Raw genomic sequence first — 20,855 nt, 5'->3', positions numbered from 1 at the left:
AATGAGAGACCTTAGAATTGAAGATGAAATCATTGCCAACTGGAAAGGCGATATAGAAAAACCTGTGATCAGCATCTGCTGCCTCACCTACAATCATGAACTCTATATTGAAGATGCAATAGAAGGCTTTCTAATTCAACAGACTGACTTCCCATTTGAAATTCTTATTCATGATGATGCTTCAACCGACCGTACTGTAGATATTATCCGTGAATATGAAGCTAAGTATCCAAGAATCATTAAACCAATTTATCAGATTGAGAATCAGTTCTCTAAAGGAGTGATGCTTAATAAATTTAATTTTAAAAAAGCAAAAGGAAATTATATTGCTCTTTGTCATGGGGACGACTATTGGACTTGTGAGACTAAGTTAGCAAAGCAACTTGAAGTTATGAATAAGACTGGAGTCAGCATATGTGGGCATCCAGCTAGAGAAATTGATGTAGAAGGAACTGACCTAAAGCGTATAACCGGCTACCAAGTCAGTAAAACCTCGAAGTTCGATCCAAAATTATTGATTAAACAAAATGGAAACATGCTTCCATATGGTTCGATAATGATAACAGCTGGTGCTAAAGAAGATATATTAGCTAATATGCCGCCGGTAGTCTTTCATACGGGTATTCAAATGTTGTGTGCTCTTAGAGGGGGGATAGCAGTAATACCAGATATTATGCTTGCTTATAGAACATCTGTTCCAGGATCGACGACAGAAATAATGCTAGGAGATATAACTAAAAAGCTAAATACAACTAAAAAAAGAATAACCAGTATAAAATATTTGAAGAGAATGTATGGTGATCAATATGCAAAAGTTTTTGATAAGCTACTCAGTAATCAAATAACACCTTTTATTTCACATCAGGTAAGCTATATATACGCGTATAGCTTACTCTGTGCTACTTTAAAAAACGAATCTATAAAATCAAAATTGAAAATTTTATTAGAGGTTTTTATAAATGTTGTTGTTAAGATGTTGAAGTTGATGATAAGAGCTTTACTGTCTTCTAATTTTCTTAAAGTTATTTTTTGTGGTGTGAAAAATAACTTTAAGAAGTTAACAGATTTTTTTTCAGATCTATTTTTACTTTTTCCTTTTAATAAAGAAAAGGTCCCTTTGAAATTTTTTAGCACAAAAAAAAATGTAGGTGATGCACTTAATTTATATTTGATTGAGAAAATCTCTGGAAAAAAAGTAATTTCAATTAAATCTGGTTGTTATCGTCATATTTTGGGTATAGGTAGTATAATGCATTTTGCTTCTCGTAAAAGCATAGTATGGGGGGCTGGTATTATCGATGAAAATATCCTACCTACTACATCAGTATTTAAGGAAATCAAGTACTCAGCAGTCAGAGGAAAGAAGACCCAAGACTTTATAAGTACTATTGTTGGAAGCTCTCTTAAATGTCCTTTAGGGGACCCAGCAGTATTAATGCCGTTATATTACACTCCTAAATCGCAAAAAAAGTATAGACTCGGTATAGTTCCACATTACGTAGATAAGAGAGAGGCAAGCTTCAAAGGTCTTTTAAAGACTACAAATGCAAAAGTCATAGACGTTGAACTTCCAGTTGAAGAGTTTTTAAATGAGTTAGCTGAGTGTGAGTTAGTACTATCTTCATCCCTACATGGGTTAATACTGTCAGATTCATATAATATCCCAAACGTCTGGGTAAGGTTTTCTGATAAATTGATTGGTGGAGATTTTAAGTTTCTAGATTATTACAGCACTACAGATGTAATAACTCCGACCCCTGTTGACATACGTAATTTGAGCTTTGAAAGTGATGATGAGGTCCTAGAAATACTCTTAAAGGCGAAAGTTGCGTCTTTTATGGAAGATAAAAAATTGTTACTAGAGTCATTTCCTAGGGAGTTTTTAAATGTTGAGAAATGACCTATCAATTTCGATCATAATACCTGCATACAATGTTGAAAAATATTTATATGAAGCATTAGACTCAATCAAATCTCAAACATGCATGCCTGATGAGGTTATCCTAATAGATGATGGTAGTTCTGATAAGACTTTGGAAATTGCCAAAAGTTTTAAATTTACATTTCCTTATCGTGTTGTATCTATTGAAAATGGTGGGCAAGGTAACGCTCGAAATATAGGCATAAGTTTGTCTAATTCTGAATATGTTTATTTTTTCGACTCAGATGACCTACTTGTGTCTAGCTTTGTCAGTGATATTAAAGGTCTACTTCGAGATAACTATAAGCCTGATATAGTATTATTTTCTGGTGAATCATTTAATGACCCTGATTATAAAGGTAACCGTTGGGTCAGCTATTGTCGTGGTTTTACAGGTTTTTTTAATCAGCGAGCTGATTTGCTTGCAAGTGGTTTGGAGTCGAAGGGTTTATTTTGTTCACCATGCATGTATATATCAAAAAAGCTATTGTGGGGTAAAGATAAACTAGAGTTTGGGGCTGGGTTTTTTGAGGATGAAGCTATTCTTTTTCCTTTATTATTTTCCTGCAATAGTTTTCTCGTTATAGATGATGTTTACTTTTTAAGAAGAAATCGAGAAAATTCAACTATGACAATGAAGGTTACCAAAAAACATGTTGACGGTGCACTTAACTGTATAGAGACTAATCTTAATCTGTTAAATAGGCTACACCTTACAGCAGAAGAACAGGGCTATATAAAAAAGCGTATCGAAGATGATTGTATAAGATATATATTGACAGCTCGTCGTGCGGAATCTAATTTAAATTATAAACGTATTTTATCGATTGCAATAGCTACTAGAAATGTATCTCTTTTTTTAAAATTTTCTATGTATTTTATGCAATTAGACCAATTAAAATTTATAAGGAAAATTGGTAAAATAGTACTGAAATCTAGATAATCCAGTTTTTTACAGAGAAATAGTTTTTATTTGAAGAGATATAAACTATCGAGAAGCTTTAAAAATAATTGAATTAAAATCTTATATTCTTAAAATATATATAAGATTTTTATCTAATCTAATGTATAGAGCTATTAAATCAAATAAAAAACTCTGATTACTGTGTTTTTTGTAACCTCAGATTCTAACCTAAATAGAGTTGATGAATAAAAAATGAAAAAATATAAAATCGCCATAGCTGGCACAGGTTACGTAGGTCTATCTAATTCCATGCTATTAGCGCAACATAATGACGTTATTGCTGTGGATATTGTGCCTGAAAAAGTTGCTATGTTGAACGCTAAGCAGTCGCCGATTCAAGACACAGAGATCGAAGACTTTTTAGCTAATAAATCGTTGAGCTTTACCGCAACTCTGGATAAACAATCGGCTTATCAAGACGCAGACTTTGTGATTATCGCTACACCGACGGATTATGATCCCGATACCAATTACTTTAATACTAAGTCGGTTGAGAGCGTGATCAAAGATGTACTTGAGATTAACCCCAATGCGGTGATGGTGATTAAATCCACCGTGCCAGTGGGTTACACCAAAAGTATTAATGAGACTTTTAATACGTCAAACATCCTGTTTTCCCCAGAGTTTTTACGGGAAGGCAAGGCACTGTATGACAACTTATACCCTTCGCGTATTATCGTGGGTGAAGAATCAGAGCGGGCGAAGACTTTTGCTGCCTTATTGCAACAAGGGGCGATTAAGCAAGATATTGATGTTTTATTTACCGACTCCACCGAAGCGGAAGCCGTTAAACTTTTTTCTAATACCTATCTTGCTATGCGTGTGGCTTACTTTAATGAGTTGGATTCTTACTGTGAGTCCCATGGCTTGAACAGTAAGCAGGTAATTGAAGGGGTCGGGCTAGACCCTCGTATTGGAAGCCACTATAACAATCCTTCTTTTGGGTACGGCGGTTACTGCTTACCTAAAGACACCAAACAGTTACTAGCCAATTACGAGAATGTACCGAATAACATCATTCGTGCCATTGTTGATTCAAACACTACCCGTAAAGACTTTATTGCAGAATCCATTTTAAAACGCAATCCTAAAGTCGTTGGTATTTATCGTTTAGTGATGAAAACGGGTTCAGACAACTTTAGAGCATCAGCAATACAGGGTGTGATGAAGCGCATTAAAGCCAAAGGTATTGAAGTGGTGTTGTTTGAGCCAGAACTAAAAGAAGATAAATTCTTTAACTCGACAGTTTATCGAGACTTTGAGACCTTTAAGCAGGTGTCTGATGTGGTGATTGCGAATCGAATGACCAGCGATCTTAGTGATGTGGTTGACAAGGTTTACACCAGAGACTTGTTTGGTGAGGATTAGTGTATGGTAGTTAAAGAAGGTGTGTCTGTCATTATTCCAGTCTACAATAACTTTTCTTTTCTAAAGGATGCTATAGAGTCTGTTGTATTAAACTGCGTAGGCCTTCAATATGAAATTATTTTGGTCGATGATTTTTCTGATGATGTCAGTTATTTGATTAAACTTGATGAAGAGTATTCTGAGGTTTCCCTTGTTTTAAATAAAAAGAAAGGTAACGCTGCAGTATCAAGAAATATAGGGTTAGATATTAGTAAGAATAGATTTGTTTTCTTTTTGGATTCTGATGATTTTTACAATAAAGAATACATTAAAAATAGAGTTGCATTGCATTTAGACAAGAAGCAAGGATTTATTTTTGGTAACTTTATTACTTCTTTTGGAGTTAGGAAAATTCCATCTCAGCTTCATGAACCTAAAAAAAATCTTTGTGAGTATATTTTCTTAGAGGGTGGTGATGTTCGCACATCTACATTTTCCATAGATAAAGAGAATTTAAATCCAAAATTAAGGTTTGATGATAATAGTTTCAAACATCAAGATTGGATATTTGCTTGTTTAGCTGACGAACAATATTTTTTTGATCCAAGTTATGGTGTTACTATTAATGTGATGCATGGTGGTAATATGAGTATGGGATTTAATCTTAAAGCTAGTGAGTACTTAATTAAAAAATACCTTTTAGATCATAAAATAATTACAGGGTTTGCTAGGTCTAATTGTATTAATTCTATTGTTTATAATGAAAAAAACGCATATACGTTCTTTTATGGAAATTTTTACGTTCATACTGTTAAAGATTTTTTTATTAAGAATATATGTTATATATATAGGTTTCCAGTTCTTGGTTTTTTTCTTCATAAGTTCTTGTTTTATCTTAAGAAAAGAAGATGGAGTGCCAAATGAAAGTATTACATATTATTACAGGTCTAAACGACGGCGGAGCCGAAGCTGTACTTTTTCGTTTAGCCACATCAAATGAATCTAAATTTGAACACTTAGTTATATCATTGATGGATGCTGGTAAGTACGGCTCTATGTTGGAAGACTTTGGTGTCAAAGTATACTGTCTTAATATGTCGAATGGTATATTAGGTTTGTTAAATGTCTTTAGAATTTTTAGTATTGTGAGAAAGGTTAAGCCTGATGTGGTACAAACTTGGATGTTTCATGGAGATTTGTTTGGAGGCGTTCTCTCTCGATTAGCGGGTGTTAAAAATATTGTATGGGGCGTGCATCATACTACCTTAATAAAAGGCGAATCGAAAAGGTCTACTATTCTAATAGCAAAAATTAATTCATTGTTATCAAGATTCATTCCCAAAAAAATCATTTACTGTGCAGATAGATCTCGTGAGGTTCAAGAGTCTATAGGTTTCTATAAAAAGAAAGGCATGGTTGTAAGTAATGGATATGATGTAAGCGAATATGTGGCTAACGAAAAGCTAGGTGAAGATTTTAAAAAAGAATTAAAGCTTCACTCTGAACTCCTGATTGGACATGTGGCGCGCTTTGATCCACAAAAAGATCAAAATAATTTATTTGTAGGTTTATCTCTTCTTAATATTCAATCATTTAAAGCTATTTTGATTGGTACTAACCTTGATGATGACAATAGCCTTCTTGTTAAGAAAAAAACTGAATTAGAGCTCAAAGATAGTGTGAAGCTAATAGGGCGACGAAATGATATTCCATCTGCGATGAATGCAATTGATGTATTTGTTCTTTCGTCTTCTTTTGGTGAAGCGTTCCCTAATGTACTTAATGAAGCTATGGCATGCGGTACACCATGTATTACAACTGATGTCGGTGATGCTTCTCGAATTGTCGGTGATACCGGTTGGGTGGTTCCACCAAAAGATCCGCAAGCTTTATCTGATGCGATCATGGAGGCCTACCATGAGATGAAATCATCCCCTGAAAAGTGGGCAGCGAGAAAGCAAGCATGTCGTAACAGGATAGTTGATAACTTTAGTCTTGAAACAATGGTTTCTGGTTATGAACGAGTATGGCTAGAAGGTATTGAGATTACTTAACTTAGACTTCGAAAGGCTACTCATTTTGAAAAAAATATTTTCTTTAAATTACATTTTACCCCTAACGTTTTTCTTGCTTTTTGGTAAATTGTTTTTCTATTTATACCTTAAAACATCAAGTGCTAAGCTTTTTGGAGGGGGCAATGATTCTTACTATTATCATGCCTACGCAGAGGGTTATACAGATGTTGCTGTAAACTTTTGGCCGGTAATATTGCGTTTTTTTAATGATCTAGGCTTTTATGATAGAGAAATTGTTTCATATTTATTGTTTTTTATCTCTATTTTTTTGATGCCATACTTGCTTTATAGGATAGTGAAAGATAATGCCTTTGAAATCAAGCCTGTGAAGCGGCTGACTCTATTTTTAGTGCTTTTTTATCCAACTGTATTTTTTTACACATTAGACATATATCGTGATGTTTTTATGTGGTTTTGTTTTATGCTTTCAATTTATTTTTACCGAAAAGTTATTGAGAAAAGCGCATTCCTAAAAATTTTTTATTTTTCTATCTTTTTGGCATTAAGTTATTTTTGTTTTCTTTTAAGGCCTTATTTAGGTGCTGCTCTTTTTTTGTCAGCATTTACTTTTTATATTTTTTCTGCCACGAGTCATAAAGTGAAAACATGGATATTTCTTTATTTCCTTCTTTTAGTCTTAGTAAGGCTAAGTGGTATACTTAACCCCATATTAGAATATCGTGGAGAAGATGGTTTCGAGAGCGGAGGAGCAACGCTAGGGGTTGGTTTACTTGACGCCAACCCTGTTATGTTTTTAGTTTATTACTTATACAGTTTTATAGCTCAAGTGTTTGGTCTGTTTCTCACAAGTTTCAATGCGATACTGGTATTTTTTCTTGAATCGGTGCCATTTATATGGGCCTTTTCGTATGTGATTAAGAACGCTAAATATATAAATAAATTTTGCAGTTTTTTACTGGTCTTTTTTGTTGTGTATACAACGATATGGGTGCTTGGAAATGATAATCTTGGTACAGCGGTACGTTTAAGAGTGCCAAGTTATCTGGCGATATTTGCCTGTATGTTTATTATTTATCAAGAAAAAGTGAAACATAACTACTCTAATCAGAGGTAATCTTGAAAGTTGTTTTAATAGGTACAGTTGCATCTTCTATGTTTGGCTTTCGAATGCCATTAATAAAAGCATTGCTAAATAGAAACTGCCAAGTTGTTGCGTTCGCGATGAATTATACCGAACAGCAAAAAGAAGACTTGATAAAGTTAGGAGTAACACCAGTTGATTACTCGCTTTCTCGCTCTGGTTTGAATCCGTTGGCAGATTTAAAAACTATGTTGTTTTTAAAACGAAAGTTAACGCAAATTGCACCAGATGTAGTTTTATCTTATTTTGCCAAGCCCGTGATTTACGGAACCCTTGCTGCTGCTTTAGCTAAGGTACCCCATCGTGTTGCGATGCTCGAAGGATTAGGTTTCACTTTTACAGATCAACCAGCCGGTCTGAACTTTAAAACTAAGCTCATCCGAGGTGTACAAGTAGCTCTATATAAACTGTCTTTACCTTTTGCGAATAGAGTCGTGTTTCTCAATCCTGATGACCCTGTTGACTTAATTACGCGCTATAATATTAAAACTCAAAAGGTTGACGTGTTAGGAGGGATCGGGGTTGATCTGCAGGATTATCCAGTTCACGACTTTAATCAAGGGCCTGTGCGTTTTATTTTTATTGCACGTTTGCTCGCAGAGAAAGGCGTGTATGAATACCTAAAAGCGGCTCGAATTACTAAGCGTAAGTACCCGGATGCTGAATTTGTTGTGTTAGGTGGGTTTGATGAGTCAAACTCTGGGGGCCTTAAACAGGCAGAACTCAATGGCTTTATAGAAGATGGCTCTGTTATTTACCCAGGGCACGTTGATAATGTAAATGAATGGTTAATTGATGCCAGTGTGTTTGCTTTGCCTTCCTATTACCGTGAAGGTGTGCCTCGCAGTACTCAAGAGGCCATGGCGATTGGTCGACCAATATTGACAACCGATGTACCAGGCTGTCGAGAAACAGTAGTCGAAGGTGAAAATGGTTTTTTTGTACCTCCTTGGTCACCGGAACAGCTTGCTGAAAAAATGATGTGGTTTATTGAACACCCTGATCAGATTGAAACTATGGGAAAAGCAAGCCGGCGTATAGCTGAAGAACGATTTGATGTCCACAAGGTTAATGTAAAAATGCTAAAAATTATGGGTATAGAAAATAATGAAACGTCTCTTTGATTTTGCGGCTGCATTTTTTGGCCTATTGGTACTATCCCCCGTTGTACTAGTCGTGGCGCTACTGGTGCGTATCAAACTTGGCTCGCCAATATTGTTCACCCAAGACCGCCCTGGTTTAAATGGTAAAGTCTTCAAAATGATGAAGTTCCGCACCATGCTTGATGGCAAAGATAAACAGGGTAACCTACTGCCAGACGAGCAACGAATGACACCCTTCGGTGCCTTACTGCGCTCTACCAGCTTAGATGAGTTACCGGGGCTATTTAACGTCTTAAAAGGTGACATGAGCCTAGTCGGGCCACGCCCTTTACTTGTACAATATTTACCACTTTACAGCCCAGAACAAGCACGCCGCCACCATGTTCGCCCGGGCATAACCGGCTGGGCCCAAGTCAATGGCCGAAACGCCATCAGCTGGGAAGACAAATTCACCCTAGATGTGTGGTACGTTGACAACCAAAACTTTTGGCTCGACATCAAAATACTGCTCCTTACGGTGAAAAAAGTTTTTGTGCGAGAAGGTGTTAGCGCAGAGGGCCATGTCACCATAGAGCCATTTAAAGGCTCAAACCATGACTGAACCATTACCAAAAGCACTGGCCATACTCGGTGCTAGTGGCCACGGAAAAGTCGTCGCCGATTTAGCGGAGCAGCTTGGATACATCGTATATTTCTATGATGATGCATACCCAAAAAAGACCTCACTGGAACACTGGCCTATCTGTGGTAAATCAGACGACCTTTTAAAACAAGATAACACTAACCTGTCAGTGGCGGTGGCAATCGGTAACAACACAATAAGACAGCAAAAAATTGACCTGCTAAACAAAGAACAGTTTTATTTACCGATCTTAATTCATCCTCGTGCAACCGTCAGCCAATACGCACAGCTATCTTTAGGTAGCGTTGTTTTAGCCGGTGCCATCGTGAATGCCTTTGCTCGTATTGGAAAAGGCGTTATTATCAACAGCTCAGCGGTAATAGAACATGATTGTGTGATTGGCGATTTTTCACATATTTGTCCCAACACTTCACTAGCTGGCGGAGTGACCACAGGCACACAGGTTTGGGTGGGCATTGGTAGCCAAGTCAAACAACTGATTAACATTGGTGATAACGTTCTTATCGGTGCTGGCAGCACGCTTCTAAAAGACTTACCTGCCAACACTACGGCCTATGGTTCGCCAGCAAAAATCATAGCGCTTAACTCTTAACAACTGGTGATACTTCATAGGACTGTGATGCTAAATTCTCCTTTTTCCCCTTGGCCTTCCTTCACTCAAGAAGAAGCCGATGCCGTCAGTCAAGTTGTCTTATCCAATAAAGTAAACTATTGGACCGGCACAGAAGGTCGTGAATTTGAAAAAGAATTCGCCGCTTGGGCAGGCACCGACTACGCCATTGCCCTAATGAACGGCACCGTCGCCCTCGACGTTGCTCTAAAAGCCGTTGGTGTCGTACCCGGTGACGAAGTCATCACCACACCGCGTACCTTTTTAGCCTCTGCCTCCAGCATTGTTACCGCCGGTGCCACGCCTAAATTTGCCGACGTTGACCTAAACAGCCAAGTCATTACCGCCGACAGCATCAAAGCCGTATTAACGCCCAAAACCAAAGCCGTCATCGTCGTGCATCTCGCCGGTATGCCCGCTGAAATGGATGATATCATGGCCCTCAGCCAACAACACGGCTTCTACGTCATCGAAGACTGTGCCCAAGCCCACGGTGCTCAATACAAAGGCCAATCCGTTGGTAGCATTGGCCACATCGGCGCCTGGTCTTTCTGCCAAGACAAAATCATGACCACCGGCGGAGAAGGCGGCATGGTCACCACCAACGACAAAACCCTCTGGTCAGCCATGTGGTCCTACAAAGACCACGGCAAAAGCTACGACGCCATCTACCACAAACAACACCCACCAGGCTTTCGCTGGTTACATGAAAGCTTTGGTACCAACTGGCGTATGCTCGAAATGCAAGCCGTCATCGGACGCATTCAACTCAAACGCATGACAGAATGGACGCAAAAACGCCAACATAACGGTGCTAAAATAGACGCCGCCCTCGCACCCTACCACTGCATTCGTCGAGTCAGCGTCCCAGACCACATACAACACGCCGAATACAAACACTACGCCTTTGTTAAACCTGAACGCCTAGCCGAAGGCTGGACACGAGACCGCATTGTCAACGAGATCAACGCCCTAGGCGTACCCGCCTTTCAAGGCAGCTGCTCCGAGGTCTACCTCGAGAAAGCGTTTGATGACACCGGCTTCAGACCCGTGCAGCGTCTTCCCAATGCCGTTGAACTAGGCGACACCAGCCTAATGTTCTTAGTACACCCGACATTAACCGATGCCGAACTTGACAAAACTGCCGAGGCCATTCGTGCTGTCCTTGACCTGGCTTCGAAATAACGTATCCACTGAGATAACAAAAAAGCACACAGCAACAAACAAGAGCACACCTCGTGGACTTTGATATATACAGGGTATATAGGATGATCAAGAAACTGGATTTCATATGGACGTTACCGCGTTTTCACAAGCGCCTGATTAGCTTACTTGTCGACTCGGCTTTTGTCTGCGTGGCATTTGCCTTAGCCTATTGGTCTCGTATCGGCGAATTCGCCACTCTTAACCAACCCCCTATACTGGGGGCTTTGCTGGGAACAACGGTGATTACCTTATTAGCCAATTCCCGCCTTGGCCTCTACCGTGCCGTATTGCGTTACCTGACCTTTCATGCCTTCACCGCCATCCTTATCGGCGGCGCTGTCTCAGCCCTAAGCATAACCATCTTTGCCTACTTCCTTAACGCATCGATACCTCGCACCGTCCCCTTAATCTACTTTCCCTACCTTGTGATGCTGTGTGGCGGCTCTCGACTACTGATTCGCGCCATACTGGTACAAACTCCCAACAAAGGTTACGACCCCGTACTGGTCTTTGGCGCTGGCTCCACAGGCCGTCAACTGGCTCTAGCACTAAGACAAGCATCCTGCTATCGCGTCAAAGGCTTCATCGACCACGATAACTCCCTCGTTAACACCATCATCCAAGGTATACCCGTATACCATGTAGACAAAATGAACGCCCTGATCAAACAACACCAAATAGAAAAAGTCTTACTGGCCATCCCCAGAGCCAGTCGATCAGAGCGTAAACAAGTGATTGAAAAACTCATGCCGTATCCGGTCGAAGTGCTTACCGTCCCTGACTTCGATGACATCGTTACCGGCAAAGCCAGTGTCAGCGAACTACAAGACGTCGCCGTTGATGACCTACTTGGTCGTGACGTCGTTGAACCCGATGCCATGCTTATGGGTGCTAACATCACCGACAAAGTCGTCATGGTCACCGGTGCGGGCGGCTCTATCGGCTCCGAACTGTGTCGACAAATTCTCAAACTCAAACCGACGACCTTAATCCTCTTTGACGTATCGGAATTTGCGGTTTATCAAATTGACAAAGAGCTCACCGCATTAAAAGAAAAACTGGCGCCTAAACTCACCCTAGTTCCCTTGATCGGCTCAGTGCAACGCATTAACCGCCTGGCTTCCACCATGAAGGCCTTCAGTGTTGATACCGTCTACCACGCCGCTGCCTACAAACACGTACCCCTAGTGGAATACAACGTCGTTGAAGGCGTGCGTAACAACGTCTTCGGCACCTTCTGCTGCGCCAAAGCCGCCATTGAATCTGGTGTGTCCTCCTTTGTGCTGATCTCTACCGACAAAGCCGTACGCCCCACCAACGTCATGGGCGCGACCAAACGCATGGCCGAACTGGGCCTTCAAGCCCTAGCACAACAGGAAGCCAACAAAGCCGCCCGACGTGAAGAACACACTCGTTTTTGCATGGTGCGCTTTGGCAACGTATTAGGCTCCTCTGGTTCCGTTATCCCTGTATTCAAAAAACAAATCATGGAAAACCAACCCATTACCGTGACCCACCCAGATATTATTCGCTACTTCATGACCATCCCTGAAGCGGCCCAACTGGTGATACAAGCCGGCGCCATGGGGAAGGGCGGTGACGTCTTTGTGCTTGATATGGGCGAACCGGTGAAAATCGTTGATTTAGCGGAAAACCTTATTCGACTGTCTGGCCTAGAAGTGAAATCCGCCGACAACCCAGGTGGCGACATTGAAATACAATTTACTGGCCTGCGCCCAGGGGAAAAACTGTTTGAAGAACTGCTGATCGGTGACAACGTCGAAGGCACTCGCCATGAACGCATCATGACCGCCAAAGAACGTTTTTTACCCTTGAGTGAATACACAGACACCATGGAAAAACTTGACCAAGCCTGCCATCGATTTGACCACGAAACCATCCGTCAACTACTGATCGACGCCCCGACCGACTTCAGCCCCACTGACGGCATCGGTGACCTGGTATGGAATGCCCGACAAAAACAACAGGCCGATACCATCAAAGCAAACGCTAATGTTGTCTCACTTAAAGAACAAACTTTGTAGGGCAGATGAACGAGGCACGAGTGTTATCTGGCGTTTAGTTTATAGACATATCGGACATGTGGTCTGAAACACCACGATTGACAAAAGAATTTGGAGTATACACATGAACATCTTAGTCACCGGCGGCACCGGTTACATCGGCTCCCACACCTGCATCGAACTCATCCAAGCAGGCTTCGAGCCCATTATCATCGACAACCTATCCAACAGCAGTGAACTGGTTCTTGATCGTATCAACACCATCACCGGCAAACGTCCGACCTTTATCAAAGGCGACATACTCGACACTGCTTTCCTTAATCGCGTATTTGAACACTATGATTTCGCCGCCGTTATGCACTTCGCTGGGTTAAAAGCCGTAGGGGAGTCGGTTGAAAAACCCTTCAAATACTACGAAAACAACGTGTCTGGCAGCCTAAACCTTATCAAAGCCATGGAACGCGCGGGCCTAAGAAACTTTATCTTTAGCTCCTCCGCCACTGTTTACGGCTTACCAAAATCCGTCCCCATCCGAGAAGACTTCGCCACCTCAACGTCCAACCCCTACGGCGCCAGCAAACTCATGGTGGAAGACATACTCACCGACATTGCCAAGGCTAACATTAATAAAGCCGATCAAGCGTGGAACATCGCCACACTGCGATACTTCAACCCCATCGGCGCCCACGAATCTGGTCTAATCGGCGAAGACCCTAAAGGCATCCCTAATAACTTAATGCCCTACATCAGCCAAGTGGCCGTAGGCAAATTGGCCAGCTTAAGCGTCTTCGGCGACGACTACGACACCCCAGACGGCACCGGCGTCCGTGATTACATCCACGTCGTTGACCTAGCAAAAGGCCACGTTTGCGCCTTAAACAAAGTACTGCAAAACTCTGGTCATATCGTCGTCAACCTAGGCACCGGCAACGGCTACTCCGTACTGGAAATGGTACGTGCCCTTGAAACCGTTTCCGGCAAAACCGTGCCCTACAAAATCGTCGACCGACGCCCTGGCGACATCGCCGCCTGCTACTCAGACCCTGCCTTAGCGAAAGAGCTACTGGGCTGGCAAGCAGAATACAACCTCACCAGAATGTGCCAAGACACCTGGCGTTGGCAATCCAACAACCCCAACGGCTACGAAACGGCTTAACTGAAAAACGGGCTTAGAAAACTAAGCCCGTACCACGTGAGCAATGGGATGGTTCACCCATAGGATTTAAGCATTAACTATCTAATAAAAACACAATAAATTCAATAGGTTGAGAGTTATTCAAGGTCGACTAACTACAGATTCAATGTTGTACTCTTAAATCTGTAGAATACATCTTTAGTGTTTTTTATTTTGAAAGACTCAAATGAAAAGCATCTTTTGTTTTTTCACTACCCTCTTTACTTAAATGGTTATTATCTGAAAAATATGCCACCCCATCTCTTCCAAAATAACAAAGAGTATCATCACACAGCTCTTTGTATGTCTGGATGAAATTATGACCCAATTCTTTTCTCCAAAAAACAATATCATTCAAGTAGTTATCTAAAAACTCATCTAAGGAGTTACTCTTTTTAATGCTGCTAGAATCTTTATTAAATGCTAATGATCTACTTAAATCAGAGGCAAAGTTATTATCATGAGAAGGGGTTGAGATTGGCCCTATTAAAAATATTTCTTTACCACTTTCTTGTAAGTAACTAATTGTTTTCTTCAGGCTAGAGTTAAAACTTTCATGACTAACATTAATTGATTCACCCTTTGAGTCAACCATGACACTATTTCCCCATGTAGTTCCTATTATAATTTTTTTAATGTTACTGTCTTCTTTTACTTTTTCTAAATTCTTATTAAATTGATTGATACACTGTGTATTCAAATTTATATCAGACGTTGGTGTACAACCATTCAATGGTATTACCAGTAAATTTTCTTTAATTGTTTCTGAAATAACAGGGGCATACATAAGAGAATGTGAATTACCTAGAACAGCTGTTCTATACTTACCATTATCATTAACTTCTATGAAACATGCTTTCGAACCACCATAAAGAAAAGTATCAAACTTTGGACATCTAAAGTTACTATCTACTGCTGAAGCAATATTACCAGTATTTTTTTCATAACGCTGCGGAAACCCCATATTACTAATAGTTGCATAACTAACACTGATTAATACTATATAGAATAAAAAGATAATGCTTAATAAACGTTTGGTACGAAGAGGCTTTCTAAAGGGTTCTTCAATAAATCGCCATGACAAAAAAGCAATAAGAATACTAATAATAAAACCTAAAAGTGCCTGCTCAAAACTTACACTCTTGATATTATAGTAGTTTAAAAATGAAGCAATAGGCCAGTGCCAAACATAAAGAGAGAATGATATTTTACCTAAAAAAGAAAGTGTTTTTACTATTAAATTATCACCAACCCCATACGAATTTATAATAATTATAAAAACACCAAAACTAATCAAAACGGCAGCAGGCATAAAGGTAAAAGTATATAGAACGTTTAAAAATACTAAGGCGATGCCAAAAAAAGAAAGATACCTCAAGTTCAAAGTCTGACCATCTCTATAGAATAAAAAAATGGCAGCTAAAACTCCAAACAAAAACTGCCATAATCTTGTCGGTAGAAGAAAAAAAGATGCGTTTTCCCCACCAATTGAGTCAACATATATATTTAGAGAAAAAGAAACTATCATTATGAAAAGAACAAAAGATAAAAAAACTTTATTGTTCTTTATGAATTTTATGCTTAAAACAAATAAAAATGGAAAAAGTATGTAAAACTGTTCTTCAACGCCTAGTGACCACATATGCAGTAGTGGTTTTACACTATCATTGCCTCCAAAATATCCTCCTGTAATAAAAAAATATATATTAGGTATGAATAATAATGATGCTTGTAAACTGGAAGAATACCCTACTAAATCTGATGGTAAAAGAATATAAAATTGAGCGACTGTTACAACTAAAAACATTACCAATACAGATGGAAGTATTCTATGAATTCTCCTTCTATAAAAAGAGAGATATGAGAATCTATCTTCTTTTTTGTCTTTTAATATGCTCAGTGATATTAAAAAACCTGATATTATAAAAAATACATCAACGCCCAAATACCCATTAGGTAAGACTTTAGGGAAAAAATGAAAGATTACTACTATCAGGACTGATAAGCCCCTTAACACATTCACATCCTGTCTGAAATTCATAAAGTAAGATCCATAATAATAAAAGTTATACAAATTTTACTAAAAAAACATGATTGTGACAAAGAAAATATTACTTCCTGAGTTCAATCTATTTTTTTAAAAAGTTTTAGATTAAAAACAGCATTTTCATATGTCAGCAAGCGACTCGTTTAATGTGTATTAAGGAACATGCGATTAAGACGGTAGAATGAGATAATCTATATGACTTAAGACAACTACGATTTCAGCCAACGATGAATCAACTATCCTTCGCCGATACCGAACTTACCAGCAAACGCCGCAAGACTAATAAAGAAGCAAACATATGTCTACTTTTTATACTTTAGTTATTTAACTGGAGCTTAATTTTTAGCTTTATAAGTGCATCGGATATGATCGGATATAGCCTCTCAGCACCAGTAGCTGTTAAGTGGTGTCGATCGAAGTAAAGTGGAGTACTATCCTCATTGCTATAATCGCACTGAGGCTTACAAAAAGTATTAACTGTCGAAACTCTTGAGAAATTATCAGACTCAATGTTATCTAGTTCAGAAAAAATATTTGTTTTTTTATAATAATCAGAAATAGACTGTTTTTCTATTAAGTTTTTCGCTAACCCTTTTTCAATTTTCCACATTGAACTTGGGATATCCACATTCCAAGTCGGAACTGGCTCCACGTATACTATATCAATATCAGACTCCATTGCTTCTGATATAAGGTCTGATAGCATTTTAGTATCAAATGATTTCTCAAATTGGTGTACAAATATGGTTGATACGCTATTAATTTTTGCCTGATTTACAATAAACTTAACTGATGGGCCATCTGTATTCATGACAGAGTTTGATACAAAAAAGAAAAGATTAAAATTTGATTCTTTTGCTGCTTTTATAAAAGCTGGTTTCGCTGCATCAGCGTGAGAGTTACCTGCAAGCATTATAGAGCCCACAGCTTCGTTTTCAGGAATCCCTGTTAGCTCACAAACAGCTGCTTTAGGATCTAAGATTCGAATTGCCTTACCACAACGATAAACTGACCTATCATTTTCTGCTGAAAAGATTACTTTCTCAGTAGGGTCTAATGATCTATCTTGTAGCGTATTAGCTGAGGTAGCCAAGATCATAATAAGCAGACTTGATAATAATGTAAACATCCTCCAATTATTTGAAAATAACTTAGGAAGCTTCTGCTTCTCAACGCATAAATGTAAAAATATTGATAGTACAGCGATAATGAGGACAACTTTTACTAAATCATAATAAGACTCTGTACCATAAATCGTTCCCATAAATGGTTTGCTATTGTAAATAACAATAACTGGAAAATGTACTAAATAGATAGAATATGAATATTCACCAAGTTTAACAAGCACTTTCCCTATTATAGAGGATTCTAGTTTGACAGGTAAGCCAAAAAACAATACGGCGGCAGTAAATATAGTGACTAAAAGTGAAAAAATACCAGGATGACCAATTAAGTAAGACGTTGCTTCGCCATCTACAGGTAACAGAGGAATAATTAATAACGCAACTACGCCAATTATTCCATAATATCTTCTGCTTGTGTTTGAGCTTAAGGTGTTGCCATTATTTGAGAAGAATATAGCAACACTGTAGCCAATCAAAAACTCCCACACTCTAAATGGTGTAATAAAGAAACTTGTCTTAGGTGAAACTGTTGTTGCCCAGAAACATAGTACAACAGAGATCACTGTAAATCCTATCAGAAGCCATTTAGATTTCCTGAAAAAGAAAGCCAATAATGGCACCATCAAGTAAAATTGAACCTCTACACCTAAAGACCAAAGATGAAGAAGTGGTTTGAAAGCAGAATCTGAAAAGTAGCTATTTTCAAACCAAAAACCTATATTTGAAGCGAAAATACTACCTAAGTAGGCTTGGTGGAATACCTGAACAGACTCATTTCTTGTTAAGAAAAGAGTCGAACAAACTACAGTGAAAACTATAGTGACATAAAAAGCAGGTAGTAACCGTATAGCCCTACGTTTGAAAAAGCCTTTAATGTCTCGATGATCATATAAAACAGCCATCAAGAAACCGCTTATAACAAAAAAGACATCAACACCAAGAAAGCCGCTTTGAAATGAGTTAAACCCTAAATGAAACAAAACCACTAAGAGTACTGAGATTCCTCTTAGAATCTGTATATCAGCCCTGTATTGCATTGGAAAACTTCCTTTTTACTACACCATTTTTAAAGACGCAAAATTGTATCAGATTATTAAATAATATTACGCAAATTCAGATAATAAGTGCACCATTCATGGTTTAGTAGGTGAAGAGACCTGCTGGCCATAGAGGGGTTTATGGACTGATGCTACATTGAAAAACGGGCTTAGAACACTAAGCCCCGATCTTGGCAAACGCCTCCCGAGTCAGGTTCACCGGCTTCTCCGCCGTAACCTGCACGTTGTCCTCAATCCGAATTCCCCCATAGGGCATTAACCGCTTAATCTTCGCCAGATCACAACCATGCTGCGGCACACTTGCCTGCATCTTCTCCAACAACATCGGAATAAAATACAACCCAGGCTCAATCGTCACCACCATATTTTCCTCCAATGACCGCGTCAAACGCAAAAACGGCGCATCCTCCGTCGGTAAACTCAGCGTCCCCGCCTTATCCACCTGATGCCCGCCCACATCATGCACCTGTAACCCCAACAAATGCCCCAAACCATGGGGGAAAAACACCTGCGGAATCCGCTTCGCCAACTGCTCCTCCACCCCCAAACGACACACACCATGCTCATACAGCACCCCCGCGATACCGCGCAAACACACCGCATGCAAATCCCGAAACGCCACCCCCGACGTCACCTCAGCACACAAACCTTCCTCCAAACGATTCATATCCCTCAATAAGGCCGCGAACTCAGCGTCTTGCTCTGACGACTCAGTCGCTGAAGTATTAGCCACAAACGTCCGCGTAATATCACTGGCATACCCATGCTCACTCGCCCCCGCATCAATCAACAACGAACGCGACACCGCCTGAGACACCGAATCCTTAAACTCATAATGCAACACCGCTGCATGCTCATTCAAACCCACAATCCCCGGATAAGGCTCCTCAAACGCACTCTGACCACTGGCCTGCAAAAACGCCAAATGCACCGCCAACTCACTCTTACCCGCCAAAAAAGCCGCCTTCGCCGCCACATGCCCCGCCGCACCACGCACATTCGCCCGGGCCATCGCCGCCAACTCAAACCGCGTCTTCACCGCCTTATCAAAATCCACATACGCCTTCAGCCCTGGCACCGCCACCAAACTCAGCGCCGCCTGCAGCTCAACCGACTCCGGCCCCAACCAAGCCGTACGACTCGGAAGACAATCAAACCAACGCTTTTTCTTCTTAGAAGCACTTTCTTCTTTTTTAGAAACACTTTCTTCTTTTTTAGAAACACCTTCTTCTTTTCTACAGAGGGTAATATCCCACTCACCCTGCCAATCCCCACTGGGCACAGGGTAGGGCGCATGCCAAAAATCCTCCCGCACCGGCCACACCAACATCGGCTTCTGCCCCAAACGCAACACCACAAAGGTGTCAGACCCCAAAGTAAAGGGCAACCACTGCTGCGCCCCAGAATACCCATGAAACGGATGCGCATGATCATCCTGAAAATAAAAACTCTTACTGCCCGATGCCAACACAACCGCATCCAACTCAAAATGCGTCATCGCCTCATCGTAACGCGTCCGCAGCGTCGCCAAATGCTCACTGTACAAATTTGCTTGACCCTGTAACCCTAACGATGCGTAATCACCATCAAAACTAACCATAAGCAACTACCTCAAACCTTTACTCTTAAAAAAATGAATTTAAAAAATAAGCCTAAAAAACGAGTTTAAAAAACACAACAAAAGGAGAACCCCATGAAAACCACCCTAGTATGGGACTGGCCAATACGCCTCAGCCACTGGCTCATCGTACTCTTATTCACCGGACTCATCCTATCGGGAAAATCCGACGGCCAATACATCGAATACCACTTCTACCTAGGCTACAGCCTCTCCGCCGTCGTCATTGCCCGCATTCTCTACGGCTTCTATGGTTCCTACCATGCCCGCTTTCACACCTTTATCAAAAGCGCCCGCGTCACCATCGATTACCTAAAAAGCCTACTAACCGGTCACCCCCAAGCCCACTTAGGCCACAACCCCTTGGGCGGCCTCATGGTGCTCGTACTGCTGGGCGCATTAACCGCACAATGGGCAACGGGCCTCTTCACCAGCGATGATATCTTCTGGTTCGGCCCCTTCAACGACCAGGTCTCCGCTGACCTAGCCAGCGAACTGGCGTCACTTCATCGACAACTGCCCGACATACTGCTCGGGCTCGTTGCCATACACGTATTAGCGGTTCTGTACCATGAAATACGCCTAAAAGAGCGCCTTATTGCCGCCATGGTGCATGGTCGCAAGCCCTTGAGTAGATCACAAGGCTCTCGACTGTTTTCACAAGAGCCCATTCAGACACCCCGATGGGGCGTGATCTTCTCTTTGTTTATTGGTTTAGCCTGGTTGGTGGCACTGTGGTTAATGCCAATTTGATGGTTATTTGCTCAATCGCCATTGCTCTGTAGTCATCCTTTTTTCATCGCACGGCGTATGTAGAAAGTTCGCTAATAAAAACAGAC

Annotated in this window: 16 protein-coding genes; 13 read left to right on the top strand and 3 right to left on the bottom strand. The window is 40.4% G+C overall.

Features of this window, described 5'->3' with window-relative positions:
- The first annotated feature begins 1 nt into the window (after position 1).
- The 12 genes from LG368_RS06320 to galE all read left to right on the top strand — a co-directional run bounded on the left by LG368_RS06320 (position 2) and on the right by galE (position 14,151).
- A complete protein-coding gene (locus LG368_RS06320) occupies positions 2–1,900 on the top strand; it encodes a glycosyltransferase (RefSeq protein WP_226753889.1) in 1,899 nt (632 codons plus the stop codon).
- The gene (locus tag LG368_RS06315) at positions 1,887–2,864 is read left to right on the top strand and encodes a glycosyltransferase family 2 protein (protein ID WP_226753888.1); all 978 of its coding nucleotides are present in this window, start codon (positions 1,887–1,889) and stop codon (positions 2,862–2,864) included. The genes LG368_RS06320 and LG368_RS06315 overlap by 14 nt, the downstream gene beginning before the upstream one ends.
- Before the next feature lie 213 nt (positions 2,865–3,077).
- A complete protein-coding gene (locus LG368_RS06310; RefSeq protein WP_226753887.1) occupies positions 3,078–4,253 on the top strand; it encodes a nucleotide sugar dehydrogenase in 1,176 nt (391 codons plus the stop codon).
- A gap of 3 nt (positions 4,254–4,256) precedes the next feature.
- Entirely contained in the window at positions 4,257–5,156 is a 900-nt protein-coding gene (locus LG368_RS06305) for a glycosyltransferase family 2 protein (protein WP_226753886.1), read from the top strand.
- Positions 5,153–6,286: a glycosyltransferase family 4 protein gene (locus LG368_RS06300; RefSeq protein ID WP_226753885.1), complete on the top strand. Its 1,134-nt coding sequence runs from the start codon at positions 5,153–5,155 to the stop codon at positions 6,284–6,286. The genes LG368_RS06305 and LG368_RS06300 overlap by 4 nt, the downstream gene beginning before the upstream one ends.
- Before the next feature lie 25 nt (positions 6,287–6,311).
- Entirely contained in the window at positions 6,312–7,382 is a 1,071-nt protein-coding gene (locus LG368_RS06295) for a hypothetical protein (RefSeq protein ID WP_226753884.1), read from the top strand.
- Positions 7,383–7,384: 2 nt separating this feature from the next.
- Positions 7,385–8,533, top strand: coding sequence for a glycosyltransferase family 4 protein (locus LG368_RS06290; protein WP_226753883.1), 1,149 nt, complete (start codon positions 7,385–7,387; stop codon positions 8,531–8,533).
- Positions 8,517–9,113 (top strand): sugar transferase, encoded by a 597-nt coding sequence (locus LG368_RS06285; RefSeq protein ID WP_226753882.1) that lies wholly within the window; start codon positions 8,517–8,519, stop codon positions 9,111–9,113. Before LG368_RS06290 ends, LG368_RS06285 begins: the two co-directional genes overlap by 17 nt.
- Positions 9,106–9,747 (top strand): acetyltransferase, encoded by a 642-nt coding sequence (locus LG368_RS06280; protein ID WP_226753881.1) that lies wholly within the window; start codon positions 9,106–9,108, stop codon positions 9,745–9,747. The genes LG368_RS06285 and LG368_RS06280 overlap by 8 nt, the downstream gene beginning before the upstream one ends.
- Positions 9,748–9,774: 27 nt before the next feature.
- Positions 9,775–10,950 carry a DegT/DnrJ/EryC1/StrS family aminotransferase gene (locus tag LG368_RS06275; RefSeq protein WP_226753880.1) on the top strand — a complete coding sequence of 392 codons (1,176 nt, stop codon included), beginning with the start codon at positions 9,775–9,777 and terminating at the stop codon, positions 10,948–10,950.
- An 83-nt stretch (positions 10,951–11,033) separates the two neighbouring features.
- A complete protein-coding gene (locus tag LG368_RS06270) occupies positions 11,034–13,016 on the top strand; it encodes a polysaccharide biosynthesis protein (RefSeq protein WP_226753879.1) in 1,983 nt (660 codons plus the stop codon).
- 103 nt (positions 13,017–13,119) lie between these two features.
- Positions 13,120–14,151 carry a UDP-glucose 4-epimerase GalE gene (galE, locus tag LG368_RS06265; protein ID WP_226753878.1) on the top strand — a complete coding sequence of 344 codons (1,032 nt, stop codon included), beginning with the start codon at positions 13,120–13,122 and terminating at the stop codon, positions 14,149–14,151.
- A 187-nt stretch (positions 14,152–14,338) separates the two neighbouring features.
- Here galE and LG368_RS06260 read toward each other — a convergent pair whose 3' ends face one another.
- The 3 genes from LG368_RS06260 to pepQ all read right to left on the bottom strand — a co-directional run bounded on the left by LG368_RS06260 (position 14,339) and on the right by pepQ (position 19,998).
- Positions 14,339–16,210, bottom strand: coding sequence for an acyltransferase family protein (locus LG368_RS06260; protein ID WP_226753877.1), 1,872 nt, complete (start codon positions 16,208–16,210; stop codon positions 14,339–14,341).
- 322 nt (positions 16,211–16,532) lie between these two features.
- The gene (locus LG368_RS06255; RefSeq protein WP_226753876.1) at positions 16,533–18,377 is read right to left on the bottom strand and encodes an acyltransferase family protein; all 1,845 of its coding nucleotides are present in this window, start codon (positions 18,375–18,377) and stop codon (positions 16,533–16,535) included.
- A gap of 178 nt (positions 18,378–18,555) precedes the next feature.
- Positions 18,556–19,998 (bottom strand): Xaa-Pro dipeptidase, encoded by a 1,443-nt coding sequence (gene pepQ, locus LG368_RS06250; protein WP_226753875.1) that lies wholly within the window; start codon positions 19,996–19,998, stop codon positions 18,556–18,558.
- Positions 19,999–20,091: 93 nt separating this feature from the next.
- Here pepQ and LG368_RS06245 point away from each other — a divergent pair, with 93 nt between their 5' ends.
- A complete protein-coding gene (locus LG368_RS06245) occupies positions 20,092–20,769 on the top strand; it encodes a cytochrome b/b6 domain-containing protein (RefSeq protein WP_226753874.1) in 678 nt (225 codons plus the stop codon).
- Positions 20,770–20,855: the final 86 nt, after the last annotated feature.

The organism is Marinomonas algarum (assembly GCF_020532605.1).
GTDB classification, from domain to species: Bacteria; Pseudomonadota; Gammaproteobacteria; order Pseudomonadales; family Marinomonadaceae; genus Marinomonas; species Marinomonas algarum.
Note: the sequence above shows the minus strand (reverse complement) of the source record. Positions and strands in the feature narration are given on the sequence as shown.